Genomic DNA, 16,992 nt, shown 5'->3' with positions numbered 1-16,992 from the left:
AAAAGAGTACCGGAATGAATAATCCGATACTCTTTTTGGTCTGATCAAAACCAGCCTGATACTGATGTTTTATTTCTCTTCAACTGCAAGCTTATCCAGTTTACCACTCATGAACCAGAGTAGAAGGCCGAGGATGATTACGATAGCTGCAACAACTCCATATCCGCTCTGGAAAGGAACTGTCTTCAGATATGCGTACAGTGCAGGGTAAATGAGTTGTGCGAAGAATACGGCAATTGGCCAGAATCCCAGCAGCAGTCCCAGTACCTTTGCAGGTGCAAACATTGTAATGAAAGAATTTCCAAGTGGAGAGAATATCATTTCGCCCACAGACATCAACAATGAGATGATTACAATCCAGATCAGATTAGCCTGACCTTCACCCCTAATGATATCAGCAATTACCATAGCTGCAAAAGAACACCCAACTAAAATCATACCGAGCGCTGTCTTTTTGAACATGCTTAAATCTCCTTTTGGGCGTCTTGCAAGCCTTGCCCATAAGCCAGCAAATACAGGTCCTAGAATAATGCAGACGATTGCATTCATAGAATCAAACCAGGATGTGGGTACTTGGAAATTCCCAATAAACCAGTTTGCGTGATTCAGGAAGTCGGAACCGTCGCCCCATCCAAAGTAGAAGTATGCGGGCATATATGCCATATACCATACAAGCCAGAACACGGCAGAGAACAAGGTAACAAGAACAATAGCAAGGATACGCTTTTTGTCACTTGTTGTAAGCGGCTTACTTTCTTCAGCTTTTTTCTTCTCGTTGGCAACGAATTTTCTCTGATCATGCTTGAAAGGTTTCTTGCCGGCATCCCCAAGAGACTTTTGATTTGCAGCAAACCAGATAGCATCAACAAAGAGGAAGAGTGCGCAGAGCAGGAATACAAAGTTGTATCCCATTGGTCCGGCTATAAGTGCAACGAAAGTTGTTCCTATGAAGGAGCCAATGTTTACGAATGAATACTGAATAGAGAACGCATTATTCAAGTCATCCTTGTCCTCAAACAACAGACCGTTTACTCCGGAAAGATTCCCCTTAAACAGACCTGTTCCCACTGCTACAAATAAGATCATAACCCATACCAGTGCAGTAGAGTGAGCCTGCCATGTAAATAAGTAGCCGATTCCCATCAAAATCATACCCGCGATAACACAGATTTTGGGACTTAACCAGTAGTCAGCAACGTACCCGCCGAAAATAGGCGTAATGTAAGTTGCAGCTACGAAGATTGCAGACATAGATGCTCCTTTAGCGTCTGTCAATCCAAGGCCGCCGCCTGCAGCATTTGTTGCAATCCAGATTGCCAGTAAGTACTTTACTGTGTAAAATGCGCAGCGCTCAAACGTGAAACCTAAGGCACATACATAAAAGCCAAATGGTTTCTTCTTTTTTGCTGTTTCCATAAATAGAACCTCCATACCAAAAATTATTTTACCTAGGAAATTGTATCATAAATTGTACAAAAGAACAAATAGAATTTTATATTTTCTTAATAAAATTTCTCTCATTTTTATATTCTGCGGAGATGTCAGGTTTTCCAATTCGTGTTTGCTATTTCCTTTGAGATAATATATACTATAGGCGATGAAAATTTGGTCTTTATTTTAATGGTTTTCAAAGGAGGTTTTTGCATGAAGGTTTCAGAAAGAGTTGACAGGCTCCGCCTGTTGATGGAAGAGAAGGGAATAGATGCTTATGTTATTCCTACAGCTGATTATCACCAGAGTGAATATGTGGGGGAACATTTCAAGGTGAGAGCTTTTATGACGGGCTTTACAGGGTCAGCGGGCACTGCAGTATTTACAAAAAATGAGGCGGGTATGTGGACAGACGGAAGGTATTTTATACAGGCTGCCCTGGAGATGGAAGGCACAGGTGTCACACTCCGCAAAATGGGAGAACCCGGAGTTCCCACTGTCGAGGAGTACTTAAAAGAAACACTTCCTGAGGGCGGTATGATTGGATTTGACGGCCGTACAGTAGGAGTAGATGAAGGACAGTCTTACGCCGCTATTGCCAAAGCTAAAGGCGGAGACATTATCTATGACTGTGATTTAGTGGATTCAATATGGTCAGACCGGCCTCCTTTGTCGGAAAAACCTGCCTTTTTGCTGGAACTGAAATATGCTGGGGAGACAACTGCCTCCAAGCTTGAACGTGTGAGAAACGAGATGAAAAAGGCCGGTGCAAATTTACATGTTATCACAAGCCTGGATGATATCGGTTGGCTCTTAAATGTGCGCGGAGATGATGTAGAATATTTCCCGCTGCTTCTTTCCTATGCCATTGTAAAAATGGATTCTGTGGAGCTCTATGCAGATGAAAGGAAATTTAGTGATGCAATCAAGGCAGAATTTAAAAAGAATCATGTCTGCATACATCCATATAATGATATTTATGAAGCTGTAAAAGCATTTGGCGCAGGGGATGTGATGCTGATTGATCCCAGACGTCTAAATTATGCACTTTACAATAATATTCCTGATGTTGTAAGAACGGTGAAACAGGAAAATCCTACAATTATCATGAAAGCAGTCAAGAACGACGTTGAGACTGCAAACATCAAAAAAGCTCATATCAAGGACGGAATTGCACACACGAAGTTCATGTACTGGCTGAAACATAACGTAGGAAAAATGAAAATAACAGAGCTAAGTGCCTCCGACAAACTGGAAGAGCTGCGTGCAGAACAGGGAAATTTCCTGTGGCCGAGTTTTGAGCCAATCTGTGCATATAAAGAACACGGCGCCATTGTCCATTACACTTCCTCGCCTGAGACGGACGTAGAGCTAAAAGAGGGCGGGATGTTTCTGACAGATACAGGGGCAAATTATTACGAAGGCTCCACAGACATCACAAGAACAGTTGCTTTCGGAGAGATAAGCCAGATAGAAAAGGAGCATTTCACATCCGTCGCAATCAGTATGCTCAATCTTGCAGATGTAAGATTCCTCTACGGCTGCTCCGGCATGAATCTGGACTATGTGGCAAGAGAACCTTTCTGGAGACAAAACTTAAACTTTAATCATGGAACCGGGCATGGGGTAGGATACCTTGGAAATATTCACGAGCCGCCTACAGGTTTCCGCTGGCAGTTCCGCCCCAATGAGGTTCATCCCTTTGAAGCTAATATGATTATTACAGACGAACCTGGAATCTATATTGAAGGCTCCCACGGCGTACGCACTGAGAATGAACTGTTGGTCTGCAAAGGAGAAAAGAATGAATACGGACAGTTTATGTATTTTGAGCCTATTACATTTGTGCCTGTGGACCTGGACGCCATTATTCCGGAACTGATGACAGAAAAGGAAAGAACTCTTCTCAATGACTATCACAAAAAGGTTTACGAACTGATAGGCCCTCATTTGACTAAAGATGAACAGGAATGGCTCAAAGAGTATACAAGGGCAATATAAAGGCTGCGTGTAAAGCAGCATAAGAGAGGTACTACTGTGAATGAAAATAACTTAAATGCAAATGAAAGCACAACCAATGAACTTCTGATTAGGATTGAAGCTAAATATAACAATCTCAGCAAAGGGCAGAAACGTCTTGCAAATTACGTCTGTGAGAATTATGATAAGGCAGTATTTTTAACAGCCGCAAAGCTGGGAGAAATTGTGGGAGTTAGTGAATCCACAGTAGTACGCTTTGCTACACAGCTTGGATACAAGGGATACCCGGGATTTCAGCAGGCCCTGGAGGAGCTTGTGCGCAACCGCTTAAATTCTATCCAAAGAATGGAAGTGACTTACGGGAGAATCAGCCAATCCGAGATTCTTAACAACGTATTGCAATCTGATATAGAAAAAATCAAGATGACTCTTACGACAGTTGACCAGAAGGCATTTGAACTTGCAATTGATACAATTTTAGGCGCCAGGAAGATTTATGTGATTGGTATACGAAGCTGCGCTCCTTTAGCCTCATTCCTTACATTCTACCTGAATTTGGTCTGTGAGGATGTGACTGCAGTGAACACCAACAGTTCCAGTGAGATTTTTGAACAGCTGATACGCATTAATGAAAAGGATGTGATTATCGGAATCAGTTTTCCGAGATATTCCATGCGGACCTTAAAAGCCTTGGAGTTTGCCAGCAACCGGAAAGCAAAGGTAATTACACTGACTGACAGCGTACATTCCCCTATGAATCTATACTCTTCCTGTAACCTGATTGCAAGAAGTGATATGGCTTCTATTGTGGATTCCTTGGTTGCTCCTTTAAGTGTGATCAATGCCCTGATAGTGGCTCTCTGCATGAAAAAACAGGGCGAAGTGGTCTCCACCCTGGAGACTCTGGAAAAACTCTGGGACGAATACCAGGTATACAGCGGAGATGAATTGAATCACGTGAACAGTCCCCTGCCTGTAACCACAGACAGGAAAGGAAAAGAAGATGAGTAGAGTATTTATCATAGGCGGCGGTGCAGCGGGGATGATGGCAGGGATTTTCGCAGCCAGGAACGGGCATAAAGTCCATATATATGAAAAGAATGAAAAATTGGGAAAGAAACTTTTCATTACAGGAAAGGGCCGGTGCAATATTACCAATGCCGCAGATATGGACACTCTCTTTGCTTCGGTTGTCAGTAATCCCAAGTTTTTATATAGCGGGTTTTACAGCTTTTCCAACGAACAGGTGATTCAATTTTTTGAAGAGCTTGGCATTAAAACAAAGGTTGAGAGAGGAGAGAGGGTATTTCCCCTCTCCAATCACTCTTCTGATGTGATAGGGGCTTTGGTGCAGGAATTAAAGCGTCTCCATGTGAATATTCATCTGCACAGCGAAGTAAAGGCTATATATACTGAGGCAGGCAGGTTTCATAGTATCGTTTTGCCGGACGGAAAAAGAGTATCAGCAGATGCCTGTATTATCGCCGCCGGAGGAATTTCTTACCCGTCTACAGGTTGTACCGGGGATGGATACCATTTTGCCAGGCAGACAGGACATTCTGTGACAGAACTTTTCCCTTCCCTTGTTCCTATGGAAGTAAAAGAACCTTATGTCAGAGAGCTTCAGGGTCTTTCTCTTCGGAATGTGAACGTGTCGATTTACGACGAAAAGGAAAAGATTTATGAAGAATTTGGAGAGATGCTTTTTACCCATTATGGAGTGAGCGGCCCGGTTGCTTTAAGTGCCAGCAGTCTGGTGGGGCCGGTATTAAGTAAAAAAACTCTAAAGCTTGTCATTGATCTGAAGCCGGCATTATCTTTAGAACAGTTGGACCAGCGGATTTTAAGGGGGTTTAAAGAAGAAATGAACAAGCAGTTTAAGAATGCGGTTGCTGGCCTGTTCCCTGCAAAATTAAAACCTATTATGCTTAAATTATGTGGAATAAATCCTGATAAAAAAGTCAATGAAATAAGCAGGGAGGAAAGACTTGCGTTTGTGCACCTGATAAAGAATCTGGAAATGACACTGTCCGGACTGCGGGATTATAAGGAGGCTATCATTACGAAGGGCGGTGTGAATGTAAAGCAGATCGACCCGGGAACAATGGAATCAAAACTTGTAAGAGGACTATATTTCATCGGAGAGGTACTGGATCTGGATGCACTGACAGGCGGATTTAATCTACAGATTGCCTGGTCCACGGCATATCTGGCAGGTAATGCGCTAACAATATAGAAGAGAAAGGAAATATAAAGAAGGGTTATGGGATATAATGTTGCAATTGATGGTCCTGCGGGTGCGGGAAAAAGTACAATAGCCAAATTGGTGGCAAAAGAAAAGGGATACATTTATGTTGACACGGGGGCCCTATACCGGGCGATGGCAGTCTGCTTTCTTGATGCAGGCATTAGTCCCGGCGAAAAGGAGAAAATCATTGCAGCATCTGAAAAGGCACAAGTAAGCATACGTTATGAGAATGGAGTCCAGCAGGTCTATGCAGGCAGTGAGAATGTAACATCACGGCTTCGGGAGGAAATAGTTGGGAATATGGCATCTTTCAGTTCCGCTATTCCAGAAGTGAGAAAAAAGCTTTTAAAGCTCCAGCAAAATCTTGCAGAAAACGAAGATGTGGTCATGGATGGCCGCGATATTGGAACCAATATTCTCCCTCACGCGGATGTAAAAATATATCTGACAGCCGATACGGCAACGAGAGCAAAAAGACGGTATGAAGAGCTGGTAAGAAAAGGACTGCCATGCGATTATGATAAAATTGAGAAAGATATTGAAGAGCGTGATGCCAGGGATATGAACCGGGAAACGGCCCCTCTAAGGAAGGCTGAAGATGCAGTTTTAATTGACAGTTCCCATATGACAATAGAAGAAGTTGTGTCTGAAATTCTAAAATATTGCAAGTCAAATACCCCGCAGCAAGCTGACGGGGCATCAAACTTGCAGCGCAGCAAGCTGCGGGGTATTTGACCCTCGCGGCAGCCGCCAAATGGAAATGCAAGCATTTCCGCTTGGCTCGTTGCCCGCGGGAATAACATCAATAGATAGTGTATATTTATAAAAGGGGCAAAGAGATATGGAAATAAAACTGGCAAAAACAGCAGGCTTTTGTTTCGGTGTAAAACGCGCCGTAGATGCAGTTTATAAGCAGCTTGAAAAAGAGAAGGACGGCCATACTCCAATTTACACATATGGTCCGATTATCCATAATGAAGAAGTAATCAAAGATATGGAGAAAAGGGGCGTCAGTGTATTGAAAAATCCGGAGGAACTGGAAGAGTTGACTGAGGGAATCGTTATTATCCGTTCCCACGGAGTGTCCGAGGCCATCTGCGAAAAACTGAATAAAAGAGGATTGACAGTAGTGGATGCCACTTGCCCCTTCGTTAAAAAGATACATAGTATTGTGAAAGAGGAAAGCCAAAAGGGCAGACATATCGTAATCATAGGCAATCCGGAGCATCCGGAGGTGGAGGGCATCAGAGGCTGGGCCGGAGAATATGCAACAGTGATTCAAAATGCGCAGGAGGCAGAAAATTTTATACCCGGGCCTGGAAAGAAAGTCTGTATTGTTGCTCAGACGACATTTAATTACAATAAATTTCAAGATATAGTTGAAATTATTTTAAAAAAGGGTTATGATGTAAGTGTTTTAAATACTATCTGCAGTGCAACAAAGGAGCGTCAGGCTGAGGCTCAGAGTATCGCAGAAGAGGTGGATGCTATGATAGTGATTGGCGACAAACATAGTTCCAACACCCAGAAGTTATTTGAAATATGCCAGAAAGCATGTAAAGATACGTACTATATACAGACACTTGACGATTTGGATTTGAATCAATTAGGGTCAGTGGAAACAGTAGGTATTACAGCGGGGGCATCCACGCCCAACAATATAATTGAGGAGGTTCAAAATAATGTCAGAATTATCTTTTGAACAGATGTTAGACGAGTCATTTAAAACAATTCATAACGGAGAGGTAGTTGAGGGTACAGTCATTGATGTAAAACCGGATGAGATTATCCTGAATATCGGATATAAAGCAGATGGTATTATTACAAAGAACGAATATTCTAATGACCAGTCAATTGATTTGACAACTGTTGTTTCGGTTGGAGATTCGATGACAGTTAAGGTCTTAAAAGTAAATGACGGCGAAGGTCAGGTATTATTAACTTACAAGAGACTTGCTGCAGAGAAGGGCAATGAGAGACTGAGAGAAGCCTTTGAGAATAAAGAAGTATTGAAGGCTACGGTTACTCAGATTCTTGGCGGCGGTCTGTGTGCAACAGTGGACGAGGCACGCGTATTTATTCCTGCAAGTCTCGTATCTGATTCCTATGAGAAAGATTTGAGTAAATATGAAGGTCAGGAGATTGAGTTTGTAATCAGTGAATTCAATCCCAGGAGGAACCGTGTGATCGGTGACAGAAGGCAGCTGCTCGTTGCAGAGAGAGCCGAGAAGCAGAAAGAGCTGTTCGCGAGACTGAAAGTCGGCGATAGAATTGAGGGGACTGTTAAGAATGTAACGGACTTTGGTGCTTTTATAGACCTTGGCGGGGTAGATGGATTGCTGCATATTTCTGAGATGTCCTGGGGAAGAGTAGAGAATCCGAAGAAGGTATTCCAGGTAGGTGATACTTTAACAGTGCTTGTAAAGGATATCAATGATACAAAGGTTGCACTCAGCCTGAAGTTCCCGGAGACAAATCCATGGGCACACGCCTCAGAAGATTTTGCAGCCGGAACCATCATCACAGGCAAGGTTGCGCGTATGACAGACTTTGGGGCATTTGTTGAACTTGCACCAGGAGTGGATGCGCTTCTTCATGTATCTCAGATTTCAAGGGCACATGTCGATAAACCATCAGATGTACTTTCTGTCGGCCAGGAGATTACAGCCAAAATCGTAGATTTGAATGAAGCAGATAAGAAAATCAGTCTGAGTATGAAAGCTTTGGAGTCAGAAAACCAGAATGCTGCTTACACAGAAGAATAAAATTCATAAAAAACAGAGGCTGGAAGGTCTCTTTTTTTATGTCTAAATGTGAAATTTGTGTCACACATGAATTTCATGTGGACTAATCTCCATGTACGCAATTTAGCAGCATTAATTGTTAAAAAAATAGCAGTATGTATTTTTTTATGTACAATAAAATGCCCGATTTTACTGGTATTTACAGAGAATTCATTGTACAATAATTATAATGGGAAAAGTAAGGAAGGAAGGTAGCAGAGAATGGGATTTTTAACTTTTAAAGGTGGAATCCATCCAAAAGACGGAAAAGATTTATCCAAAAACCAGGCAATTACTGAATTACTGCCAAGAGGTGATTTACTGTATCCACTTTCACAGCATATAGGGGCACCGGCAAACCCCATTGTCAAAAAGGGAGATCATGTTTTAAGGGGGCAGAAGATTGCAGAAGCGGGAGGTTTTGTATCGGCACCGGTATATTCTTCTGTGTCAGGGAATGTCAAAGGATTGGAAGTTCACTTAGGCCCTACGGGAAATAAGGTGGATTGTATTGTAGTTGAGAATGATGGACAGTATGAGGAAACTGAATATGCTCCTGTAAAATCATTGGAGGAACTTACAAAAGAAGAAATTCTGAACATGATTTCAGAAGCAGGGATTGTTGGCATGGGCGGTGCAGGTTTTCCCACAAGAGTAAAGCTTTCCCCAAAGGAACCTGAGAAAATAGATTATGTGATAGCGAACTGTGCAGAATGTGAACCTTATATTACAGCAGATTACCGCAGAATGCTCGAGAATACAGAGGAGCTTGTAAGTGGAATGAGAGTAGTTCTCTCGCTGTTTGATAATGCAAAGGGAATTTTTGGGATAGAGGATAATAAAAAAGAGTGTATCGAAAAATTGCAGGAGGCCGTTAAGGACGAGCCCCGTATGGAAGTGAAGGTGCTTCAGACGAAGTACCCCCAGGGAGCAGAACGCCAATTGATTTATGCTCTCACAAAACGTGCGATTCATTCCGCCATGCTTCCGGCGGATGCAGGATGTGTTGTAGATAATGTGGAGACGCTGATTGGAATTCATTATGCGGTAATGGAAGGCAGGCCTTTGACGGAACGTGTTGTTACCGTCAGTGGAGATGATATACAGAGCCCGGGTAATTTTAAAGTGCTTTTAGGAACAAATCATCAAGAACTGGTGGATGCGGCAGGCGGATTTAAAACGGGACCTAAGAAGGTGGTATCAGGCGGCCCTATGATGGGGTTTGCAATGGTGACACTTAACACTCCTGTGACAAAAACGTCTTCTTCTATTCTGGCATTTTCCGAGGATGAGGTGTCAAAAAGAAAATCAACGCAGTGTATTAACTGTGGCCGCTGTGTAGAAATATGCCCCTGCCGGCTTGTTCCATCCAGACTGGCAAAGTATGCCGACAGACATGATGAAGAGACTTTTGTCGCACAGTATGGAATGGAATGTGTGGAGTGTGGCTGCTGCAGCTATGTCTGTCCGGCAAAATTACCACTGAAGCAGTCTATCGGTTCTATGCGCAAGATTGCAATTGCTAACAAAAAGAAAAAATAACAGAGAGGTGAACTAAAATTGAACGAGAATTATAACATATCATCCTCACCACATATACGGGATAAGGCAACCAGCAGCAATATTATGCTGATGGTTCTGATTGCATTACTGCCGGCCACAATCTTTGGTATTTATAATTTCAGGCATGAGAATGCATGGCTGCTCATTGTAGTTACGACAGCAACGGCAGTATTATCTGAGTATATATATGAGAAACTGATGCATAAACCGATTACGATAGGGGATTTCAGTGCGGCTGTCACAGGTCTTCTTCTTGCACTGAATCTTCCGCCTACCCTTCCTCTTTGGATGGGTGCTTTAGGCTCTGCATTTGCAATTATTATTGTAAAGCAGCTGTTTGGAGGACTGGGACAGAATTTTATGAACCCTGCCCTGGCGGCCAGGTGTTTCCTTCTTATTTCTTTCGCAGGACGTATGACATATTTTGTATACGACGGCGTGACAGGTCCAACTCCGCTTGCCAACCTAAAAGCAGGAGAAGCAGTAAATACTATGGATATGCTGCTTGGAAATACCAGAGGTACAATCGGGGAAACTTCTGTTCTTGCAATTATGATTGGTGCCATGTTCCTACTTTTGCTGGGTGTTATTGATCTGCGGATCCCCGGCACATACATTGTAACATTCGTTATTTTTATTATTATTTTCGGCGGTCACGGTTTTGACGCACAGTATATCACCGCACAGCTCTGCGGCGGTGGCCTCATGCTAGGCGCATGGTTTATGGCTACAGATTATGTGACTTCTCCCATCACTCCGAGGGGCCAGATTCTCTATGGGATCTGTATAGGGCTGCTGACAGGGCTTTTTAGAATATTTGGCGGCTCTGCGGAAGGGGTATCCTATGCAATTATTATCAGTAACCTTTTGGTTCCGCTGATTGAAAAGATCACTCTTCCAAAACCATTTGGCAAAGGAGGAGAAAAGTAATGAATAAAATTGTAAAAAATACGTTGATACTTACAGCTATTACATTGATTTCCGGCATTCTCCTCGGACTGGTTTATGAAGTTACAAAAGCTCCCATTGCCACTGCCCAGGAAAAGGCTAGACAGGAAGCATATAAAGATGCACTTCCGGATGCTGTTTCTTTTGAATCCTATGATGATTTTGATGAGAGTGGTGCTGCCCAAATTCTCAAAAGTGCAGGTTACAGCGATGATGATGTTACAGCAACCGTTATTGGAAAAGACGAAGGCGGAAATGACATAGGCTGTGTCATTACCGTAGTTTCCCATGAAGGATACGGCGGTGATATCATATTGTCTGTAGGAATCCTGGCAGACGGAACCGTAAAAGGCGTGGAAATCCTCGACATCAGTGAGACGGCCGGTCTTGGCATGAAAGCTTCAGAGGCGGATTTTAGAGATCAGTTTAAGGATAAGCAGGTAGAATCATTCTCCTATACAAAGAATAATGAAAAAGGTGATGATAAAATTGATGCAATCAGTGGAGCGACCATCACAACGAATGCAGTAACGAATGCAGTGGATTCGGCACTGATTTATTTTCAAAATACGTTAGGAGGTAGTGTCAATGAGTAAGTCAGCAGAAAGACTGTTTAATGGTCTGGTCAAAGAAAATCCTACCTTTGTACTGATGCTGGGCATGTGTCCTACACTGGCAGTCACGACTTCCGCAATCAACGGCATCGGAATGGGACTTTCTACTACAGTTGTACTTGTGCTTTCCAATGTCATGATTTCCGCCTTGCGGAAAATTATACCTGATTCTGTGAGGATGCCGGCGTTCATCGTGGTAGTTGCATCCTTTGTAACAATTGTACAGTTTTTATTGGAGGGCTTCGTCCCGAGCCTGTATAATGCACTGGGAATTTATATTCCTCTGATCGTGGTAAACTGTATTATTTTGGGAAGAGCAGAAAGCTATGCTTCCAAGAACCCCGTGATTCCTTCTTTATTTGACGGCCTTGGAATGGGGCTTGGCTTTACTGTTGGACTGACGGCAATTGGTATAGTCCGGGAAATTTTGGGCGCAGGGAAGGTTTTCGGCACACAGATTCTTCCGGATTCCTATGAGCCAATCACTATTTTTATTCTGGCGCCGGGAGCATTTTTGGTTCTCTCTATGCTGGTTGCTTTGCAGAATAAAGTGAAGAGGCATATAGCCCTGAAAAAAGGCGAGCCTATACCGGAACCCGCTGAGGGCTGTGAAGGATGTGCAGGATGTGGCAGAGCAGGAAGCTGTGCAGGGGGAATCTTCCCTGTAGAGTCTAAAACAGAGAAAAAAGAGAATGATTAGGGGGAAATGAGATGAAAGAGTTAATATTACTTGCAGTCGGTGCGGCATTTGTGAATAATGTTGTGCTCAGCCAGTTCCTTGGAATCTGTCCTTTCCTCGGCGTTTCCAAGGATGTAAAAACTGCGGCAGGAATGGGCAGTGCTGTTATTTTTGTTATTACAATTGCATCCTTTGTAACAAGCCTGATTTATAAATTCATTCTTGTTCCGGTGCATTTTGAATATTTGCAGACAATTGTATTTATCCTCGTCATAGCTGCTCTGGTACAGTTTGTAGAGATGTTTTTAAAAAAGGCAATGCCTCCGCTTTATAATGCACTTGGGGTATATCTTCCTTTGATTACCACAAACTGTGCGGTACTTGGTGTTGCTCTGGTAAATGTTCAGAAATCCTATAACATCTTAGAAGGTGTCATAAACGGGCTTGCAACCTCCACCGGATTTTTGGTTGCAATTGTGCTGATGGCAGGTATACGTGAGAAGATTGAACACAATGACATTACAGAATCCTTTCAGGGAACCCCAATTGTCCTAGTGACAGCCGGGCTGATGGCAATTGCTTTCTTTGGATTCGCGGGATTAATTTAGGAGGGTATAAAAGATGAGTATAACAGGGATTATAATTGCCGCAGCTATTGTCGGCGGTACCGGGTTATTCATCGGTGTTTTCCTCGGGATATCGGGCAAGAAATTTGCCATAGCGGTAGACGAGAGAGAAGAGGCCGTATTGGAGGCTCTGCCCGGAAATAACTGCGGAGCGTGCGGATATCCCGGATGTTCTGGTCTTGCTGCCGCTATAGTGGCAGGTGAGGCGGAGGTTGGAGCATGTCCCGTAGGCGGGGCTCCTGTTGCAGAGAAAGTCGGTGCAATTATGGGGGTATCTGCAGGAGAACAAGATCGCCAGGTGGCATTCGTAAAATGCGGCGGAACTTGTGAACAGGCAAAAGAGCAATATGAATATTTTGGAGTGAAAGACTGCATCATGGCAAGCATGATGCAGGACGGCGGACCGAAAGGCTGCAGCTATGGCTGCCTTGGTTTTGGAACCTGTGTAAAGGCCTGTCCATTTGATGCAATACATGTTAAAGAGGGCATTGCAGTCGTAGACAAGGAAAAATGCAGGGCCTGTAAAAAATGCGTGGCAGCATGTCCGAAGCAGCTGATAGAGATGGCTCCCTATGATCAGGAGTATCTTGTTCAATGCAACTCACATGACAACGGGAGAACAGTAAGAGATGTATGCCAGGTCGGCTGTATAGGATGCCGTATCTGCGAGAAAAACTGTGAAGTAAAAGCTGTGACGGTTACAGATAACCTCGCCCACATTGATCCGGAAAAATGCGTGCATTGCGGTGTCTGTGCTGAGAAATGCCCAAGGAAAATCATTACACCGAGAATGGTGGCAGGGGAGGCCATGGTTTCGTAAGTAAATTTTAATATCAATATCCGGCATAATGCAGGTTGTAGTCATCTGTCACGAATATGGCTTTGATTCCATCGAGATCTTCTATCAGGGCACCGCCTTTATTCAGCCCCAGTGCGAAACAGGTGGTGCTCAGCCCGTCACCGTCCACGGAATGATCGGAGATGATTGTGACCTGCAGTAAATGGTTATCATAAGGATATCCGGTAAACGGATTTAAAATGTGATGGTAAACCTTACCATCCTTTTTAAAATACCGTTCATATACTCCGGAGGAAACCACCGACTTATCTTTGATATCTACACTGGTTATAGCAGAATTTTGCTCATCAAAGGGTTTTTGTATGCCAATATGAAAATCTTCTCCATTCATCTTATCACCGACAGCCACAATATTTCCGCCCAGATTAATCAAGGCGTGCTCGATTTCCCGGCTTGTCAGGTAGTCTTTTAGCTTATCTGCAATAAATCCTTTTGCAATGGCTCCTAAATCGATGCCGGCCTTCGGATCTTTCAGTGTCACCGTATTGCCCTCCAGGAGGACATTCTTATAATTTACATGGCTTTTTGCTTCCTCAATAGCTGCCGGGCCCGGAATATTTCCGGGCCTATCATCAATGTCCCACAGTTCACTTAAAGGGGCTATGGTGATGTCAAAAGCGCCTTTTGACAGACGGCTGTAATATAATCCTTTCCCAATTACCTCTGCTGTTCTGGCATCCACTTCCACAGGTGCTCCATTTGCAGAATTGATTCTGGAGATATCACTGGTATCAATGGTTCTGCTTAAAAGCTGTTCATATTCGGCGCATAAATCTTTGCAGTGGGCGAGGATAGACGTATCCGTACTTCCCCATACTTCTATCGATATCACTGTGTCAAAATACATACCGGTTGTTTTGATGGACTCTTCGGAAGACGGCCCGGTACATCCGGAAGCAGTAAACATTATAATTATCGTAAGAAACCATATCAGAATACGTTTCATATATTCCTCCTCTTCTACGGCATGGCTGGCTTAACAGTCATAAAAGGGCCGTTTTATGTTTCAGCAACTGGATTATTATATACAATTTCCGCCAAAATTACAATCGAACATGTGATTGCATTCTAAAAGTCTCTGTGCTATGATAATGGCTAGAAGCTATAGAAAAGGGGCGTTTTATGATTTCATATGTTTGCGGCGAGCTGGCCGCAGTGGAACCGGAACAGATAATCGTAGATGTTGGCGGTGTGGGATATGGCATTTACATGCCGGCTCAGGCCATGGGACTTCTTCCAGCTCCCGGAAGCCAGGTAAAGATTCATACATATTTGAATGTCCGGGAGGATGCCATGCAGCTGTTTGGCTTTCTGACCCGGGATGATCTGGAGGTATTCCGTCTTCTTATCGGAGTCAGCGGAATAGGACCAAAGGGCGGGTTAAACATACTTTCTCAGCTTTCGCCGGACTCCCTGCGCATGGCAGTTATGTCGGGAGATGTCAAGGCAATCTCAGCCGCACCAGGAATAGGTAAGAAAACAGCAGAGAAGCTCATCATTGAGCTGAAAGATAAATTTAAAATAGAAGACCTCCGCATGGGAGATATTCCGGATTCCTCTGCTATTTCAGGGACTGGTCAGGGTGGTGTACAGGCGGAAGCTGTACAGGCTCTGGTAGCACTGGGGTATGGAAATACAGAAAGTCTTCGCGCAGTTAATGGAGTAACGCTGGAGAATCCAACAACAGAGGAACTCCTGAAGGCAGCTTTAAAGAAGTTATAAAGGAAACGGTATATGGGAAAACGAATCATAACAACGGAAAATCTGGAAGAGGACATTAAAATAGAGAGCAGCCTGCGCCCTCAGTTTCTGAAGGACTATATCGGGCAGGAGAAAGTGAAGGAGACTCTGAATATCTATATTAAGGCTGCAAGAGAGAGAAAAGAGGCTCTGGATCATGTACTGCTCTACGGGCCTCCCGGTCTGGGAAAGACTACCCTTGCAGGTATCATAGCCAATGAAATGGGAGTGAACATTAAAATTACCTCCGGCCCTGCCATCGAAAAGCCGGGGGAAATCGCTGCAATTCTCAATAATTTACAGGAAAATGACCTTCTTTTTGTGGACGAGATACATCGGCTGAACCGACAGGTAGAAGAGGTCTTATACCCGGCAATGGAGGACTATGCCATTGACATTATGATTGGCAAGGGTTCAGCTGCCCGGTCTATCCGTCTGGATCTGCCCAAATTTACACTGGTAGGGGCCACGACCAGAGCCGGAATGCTGACCGCCCCTCTGCGGGACAGATTCGGCGTAGTCAATCACTTGGATTTCTATACAGAGAAGGAATTAGAAACCATCATACTGAGATCGGCACAAAAGCTGGATGTAGAGATTGATGAGAAGGGTGCCGTGGAGCTGGCAAAACGTTCAAGAGGAACCCCCCGGCTCGCCAACCGTCTCTTGAAAAGAGTCCGCGACTTTGCACAGGTGAAGTATGACGGAGTTATCACCGAATCAGTCGCCCACTATGCTCTGGATATGCTCGATGTGGATAAATACGGACTGGACCGCATTGACCGGAATATTTTGTTTACAATGATTGAGAAATTTCAGGGAGGACCTGTAGGACTGGATACGCTTGCAGCAACCATTTCAGAGGATGCAGGCACGCTTGAGGATGTTTATGAGCCCTATTTGCTGAAAACCGGATTTATCCAAAGAACCCCCCGGGGGCGGGTTGTCACCCAGCTGGCTTACGGCCACCTGGGAATTCCCTTTTCGGAGTGCTAAATCTTGAAAAAATGGTTGGTTTTTCCTTTTATATAGTTTATAATAGCAGGTAAGAAACGCGAGGAGGATGCTATGAGTTCAGCAAAACATTTTACAGAAGTTCTGATTGGGGGAAAGGTTTACACATTAAGTGGCTTTGAAGGCGAAGAGTATCTTCAGAAGGTTTCCTCCTATCTGAACCATAAGATCACGGAATGTGCAAACAGTGAAGGGTACCGAAAGCAAAGCTCTGATACCCGCAATGTACTTCTTGCGCTGAATATCGCAGATGACTACTTTAAGGCGAAGAAGCAGGGGGATTCCCTGGAGAGTGACATAGAGCTGAAAGATAAAGAGATGTACGATTTAAAGCATGAGCTGATATCTGTTCAGATAAAACTTGAGAATGCGGAAAAAGAGCTGGCAAAGATGAAGGAAGAAAATAATGATTTGCAGATGCAGATTGTGAAGTTGGAAACAGAGATGAAAAATCGTAGAAAATAAAAAATAAGCTGTCTGCAGACAGCTTATTTTAAGGTAACGCAA

Annotated in this window: 17 protein-coding genes; 15 read left to right on the top strand and 2 right to left on the bottom strand. The window is 43.7% G+C overall.

Annotated elements, in window-relative coordinates; translation table 11 throughout:
• Positions 1-69 precede the first annotated feature (69 nt).
• Positions 70-1,416, bottom strand: a complete 1,347-nt coding sequence (locus EDD59_RS07870) for a peptide MFS transporter (protein ID WP_132380709.1) — start codon at positions 1,414-1,416, stop codon at positions 70-72.
• Positions 1,417-1,644: 228 nt separating this feature from the next.
• On the opposite strand from EDD59_RS07870, the gene EDD59_RS07865 reads away from it, so the two are divergent.
• The 12 genes from EDD59_RS07865 (at position 1,645) to EDD59_RS07810 (ending at position 13,692) form a co-directional block, all read left to right on the top strand.
• Positions 1,645-3,432, top strand: coding sequence for an aminopeptidase P family N-terminal domain-containing protein (locus tag EDD59_RS07865; RefSeq protein ID WP_132380707.1), 1,788 nt, complete (start codon positions 1,645-1,647; stop codon positions 3,430-3,432).
• Between the two features lie 36 nt (positions 3,433-3,468).
• Positions 3,469-4,422, top strand: a complete 954-nt coding sequence (locus tag EDD59_RS07860; RefSeq protein ID WP_132380705.1) for a MurR/RpiR family transcriptional regulator — start codon at positions 3,469-3,471, stop codon at positions 4,420-4,422.
• Positions 4,415-5,647, top strand: coding sequence for a BaiN/RdsA family NAD(P)/FAD-dependent oxidoreductase (locus tag EDD59_RS07855; protein WP_132380703.1), 1,233 nt, complete (start codon positions 4,415-4,417; stop codon positions 5,645-5,647). The genes EDD59_RS07860 and EDD59_RS07855 overlap by 8 nt, the downstream gene beginning before the upstream one ends.
• A 27-nt stretch (positions 5,648-5,674) precedes the next feature.
• Positions 5,675-6,394 carry a (d)CMP kinase gene (gene cmk / locus EDD59_RS07850; RefSeq protein WP_132380701.1) on the top strand — a complete coding sequence of 240 codons (720 nt, stop codon included), beginning with the start codon at positions 5,675-5,677 and terminating at the stop codon, positions 6,392-6,394.
• Positions 6,395-6,500: 106 nt separating this feature from the next.
• Complete coding sequence (ispH, locus tag EDD59_RS07845) at positions 6,501-7,361, top strand: 4-hydroxy-3-methylbut-2-enyl diphosphate reductase (RefSeq protein WP_132380699.1); 861 nt, start codon at positions 6,501-6,503, stop codon at positions 7,359-7,361.
• Positions 7,342-8,424 carry a 30S ribosomal protein S1 gene (gene rpsA, locus EDD59_RS07840; protein ID WP_132380697.1) on the top strand — a complete coding sequence of 361 codons (1,083 nt, stop codon included), beginning with the start codon at positions 7,342-7,344 and terminating at the stop codon, positions 8,422-8,424. The genes ispH and rpsA overlap by 20 nt, the downstream gene beginning before the upstream one ends.
• A 240-nt stretch (positions 8,425-8,664) precedes the next feature.
• Positions 8,665-9,984 carry an electron transport complex subunit RsxC gene (gene rsxC / locus EDD59_RS07835; protein WP_132380695.1) on the top strand — a complete coding sequence of 440 codons (1,320 nt, stop codon included), beginning with the start codon at positions 8,665-8,667 and terminating at the stop codon, positions 9,982-9,984.
• Between the two features lie 84 nt (positions 9,985-10,068).
• Positions 10,069-10,935, top strand: a complete 867-nt coding sequence (locus tag EDD59_RS07830; RefSeq protein ID WP_408632282.1) for an RnfABCDGE type electron transport complex subunit D — start codon at positions 10,069-10,071, stop codon at positions 10,933-10,935.
• Positions 10,935-11,549: an RnfABCDGE type electron transport complex subunit G gene (locus tag EDD59_RS07825; RefSeq protein ID WP_132380691.1), complete on the top strand. Its 615-nt coding sequence runs from the start codon at positions 10,935-10,937 to the stop codon at positions 11,547-11,549. The genes EDD59_RS07830 and EDD59_RS07825 overlap by 1 nt, the downstream gene beginning before the upstream one ends.
• Complete coding sequence (rsxE, locus tag EDD59_RS07820) at positions 11,542-12,267, top strand: electron transport complex subunit RsxE (protein WP_132380689.1); 726 nt, start codon at positions 11,542-11,544, stop codon at positions 12,265-12,267. Before EDD59_RS07825 ends, rsxE begins: the two co-directional genes overlap by 8 nt.
• Before the next feature lie 11 nt (positions 12,268-12,278).
• Positions 12,279-12,854, top strand: coding sequence for an electron transport complex protein RnfA (locus EDD59_RS07815; RefSeq protein WP_132380687.1), 576 nt, complete (start codon positions 12,279-12,281; stop codon positions 12,852-12,854).
• A 13-nt stretch (positions 12,855-12,867) separates the two neighbouring features.
• A complete protein-coding gene (locus tag EDD59_RS07810; protein WP_132380685.1) occupies positions 12,868-13,692 on the top strand; it encodes an RnfABCDGE type electron transport complex subunit B in 825 nt (274 codons plus the stop codon).
• A 13-nt stretch (positions 13,693-13,705) separates the two neighbouring features.
• Here EDD59_RS07810 and EDD59_RS07805 read toward each other — a convergent pair whose 3' ends face one another.
• Positions 13,706-14,677: an FAD:protein FMN transferase gene (locus EDD59_RS07805; protein WP_132380683.1), complete on the bottom strand. Its 972-nt coding sequence runs from the start codon at positions 14,675-14,677 to the stop codon at positions 13,706-13,708.
• Between the two features lie 176 nt (positions 14,678-14,853).
• Here EDD59_RS07805 and ruvA point away from each other — a divergent pair, with 176 nt between their 5' ends.
• From ruvA to zapA, 3 genes are all read left to right on the top strand, one after another.
• The gene (gene ruvA, locus EDD59_RS07800) at positions 14,854-15,453 is read left to right on the top strand and encodes a Holliday junction branch migration protein RuvA (RefSeq protein ID WP_132380681.1); all 600 of its coding nucleotides are present in this window, start codon (positions 14,854-14,856) and stop codon (positions 15,451-15,453) included.
• 12 nt (positions 15,454-15,465) lie between these two features.
• On the top strand, positions 15,466-16,467 hold the full coding sequence (gene ruvB, locus EDD59_RS07795; RefSeq protein ID WP_132380679.1) for a Holliday junction branch migration DNA helicase RuvB: 1,002 nt from the start codon (positions 15,466-15,468) through the stop codon (positions 16,465-16,467).
• Positions 16,468-16,539: 72 nt separating this feature from the next.
• Positions 16,540-16,950 (top strand): cell division protein ZapA, encoded by a 411-nt coding sequence (zapA, locus tag EDD59_RS07790; protein WP_089984441.1) that lies wholly within the window; start codon positions 16,540-16,542, stop codon positions 16,948-16,950.
• Positions 16,951-16,992: the final 42 nt, after the last annotated feature.

It is taken from the genome of Muricomes intestini, assembly GCF_004346165.1.
Classification (GTDB): Bacteria; Bacillota; Clostridia; order Lachnospirales; family Lachnospiraceae; genus Muricomes; species Muricomes intestini.
The sequence above is the reverse complement of the archived record's forward strand: the minus strand, read 5'-3'. Positions and strand labels throughout refer to the sequence as shown.

Excerpts from the sequence above, each read along its gene's own strand:
- EDD59_RS07870 (WP_132380709.1), bottom strand. The coding sequence starts at position 1,416 with ATGGAAACAGCAAAAAAGAAGAAACCATTTGGCTTTTATGTATGTGCC.
- EDD59_RS07865 (WP_132380707.1), top strand. The coding sequence starts at position 1,645 with ATGAAGGTTTCAGAAAGAGTTGACAGGCTCCGCCTGTTGATGGAAGAG.
- EDD59_RS07855 (WP_132380703.1), top strand. The coding sequence starts at position 4,415 with ATGAGTAGAGTATTTATCATAGGCGGCGGTGCAGCGGGGATGATGGCA.
- cmk (WP_132380701.1), top strand. The coding sequence starts at position 5,675 with ATGGGATATAATGTTGCAATTGATGGTCCTGCGGGTGCGGGAAAAAGT.
- ispH (WP_132380699.1), top strand. The coding sequence starts at position 6,501 with ATGGAAATAAAACTGGCAAAAACAGCAGGCTTTTGTTTCGGTGTAAAA.
- rpsA (WP_132380697.1), top strand. The coding sequence starts at position 7,342 with ATGTCAGAATTATCTTTTGAACAGATGTTAGACGAGTCATTTAAAACA.
- rsxC (WP_132380695.1), top strand. The coding sequence starts at position 8,665 with ATGGGATTTTTAACTTTTAAAGGTGGAATCCATCCAAAAGACGGAAAA.
- EDD59_RS07830 (WP_408632282.1), top strand. The coding sequence starts at position 10,069 with ATGCTGATGGTTCTGATTGCATTACTGCCGGCCACAATCTTTGGTATT.
- EDD59_RS07825 (WP_132380691.1), top strand. The coding sequence starts at position 10,935 with ATGAATAAAATTGTAAAAAATACGTTGATACTTACAGCTATTACATTG.
- rsxE (WP_132380689.1), top strand. The coding sequence starts at position 11,542 with ATGAGTAAGTCAGCAGAAAGACTGTTTAATGGTCTGGTCAAAGAAAAT.
- EDD59_RS07815 (WP_132380687.1), top strand. The coding sequence starts at position 12,279 with ATGAAAGAGTTAATATTACTTGCAGTCGGTGCGGCATTTGTGAATAAT.
- EDD59_RS07810 (WP_132380685.1), top strand. The coding sequence starts at position 12,868 with ATGAGTATAACAGGGATTATAATTGCCGCAGCTATTGTCGGCGGTACC.
- EDD59_RS07805 (WP_132380683.1), bottom strand. The coding sequence starts at position 14,677 with ATGAAACGTATTCTGATATGGTTTCTTACGATAATTATAATGTTTACT.
- ruvA (WP_132380681.1), top strand. The coding sequence starts at position 14,854 with ATGATTTCATATGTTTGCGGCGAGCTGGCCGCAGTGGAACCGGAACAG.
- ruvB (WP_132380679.1), top strand. The coding sequence starts at position 15,466 with ATGGGAAAACGAATCATAACAACGGAAAATCTGGAAGAGGACATTAAA.
- zapA (WP_089984441.1), top strand. The coding sequence starts at position 16,540 with ATGAGTTCAGCAAAACATTTTACAGAAGTTCTGATTGGGGGAAAGGTT.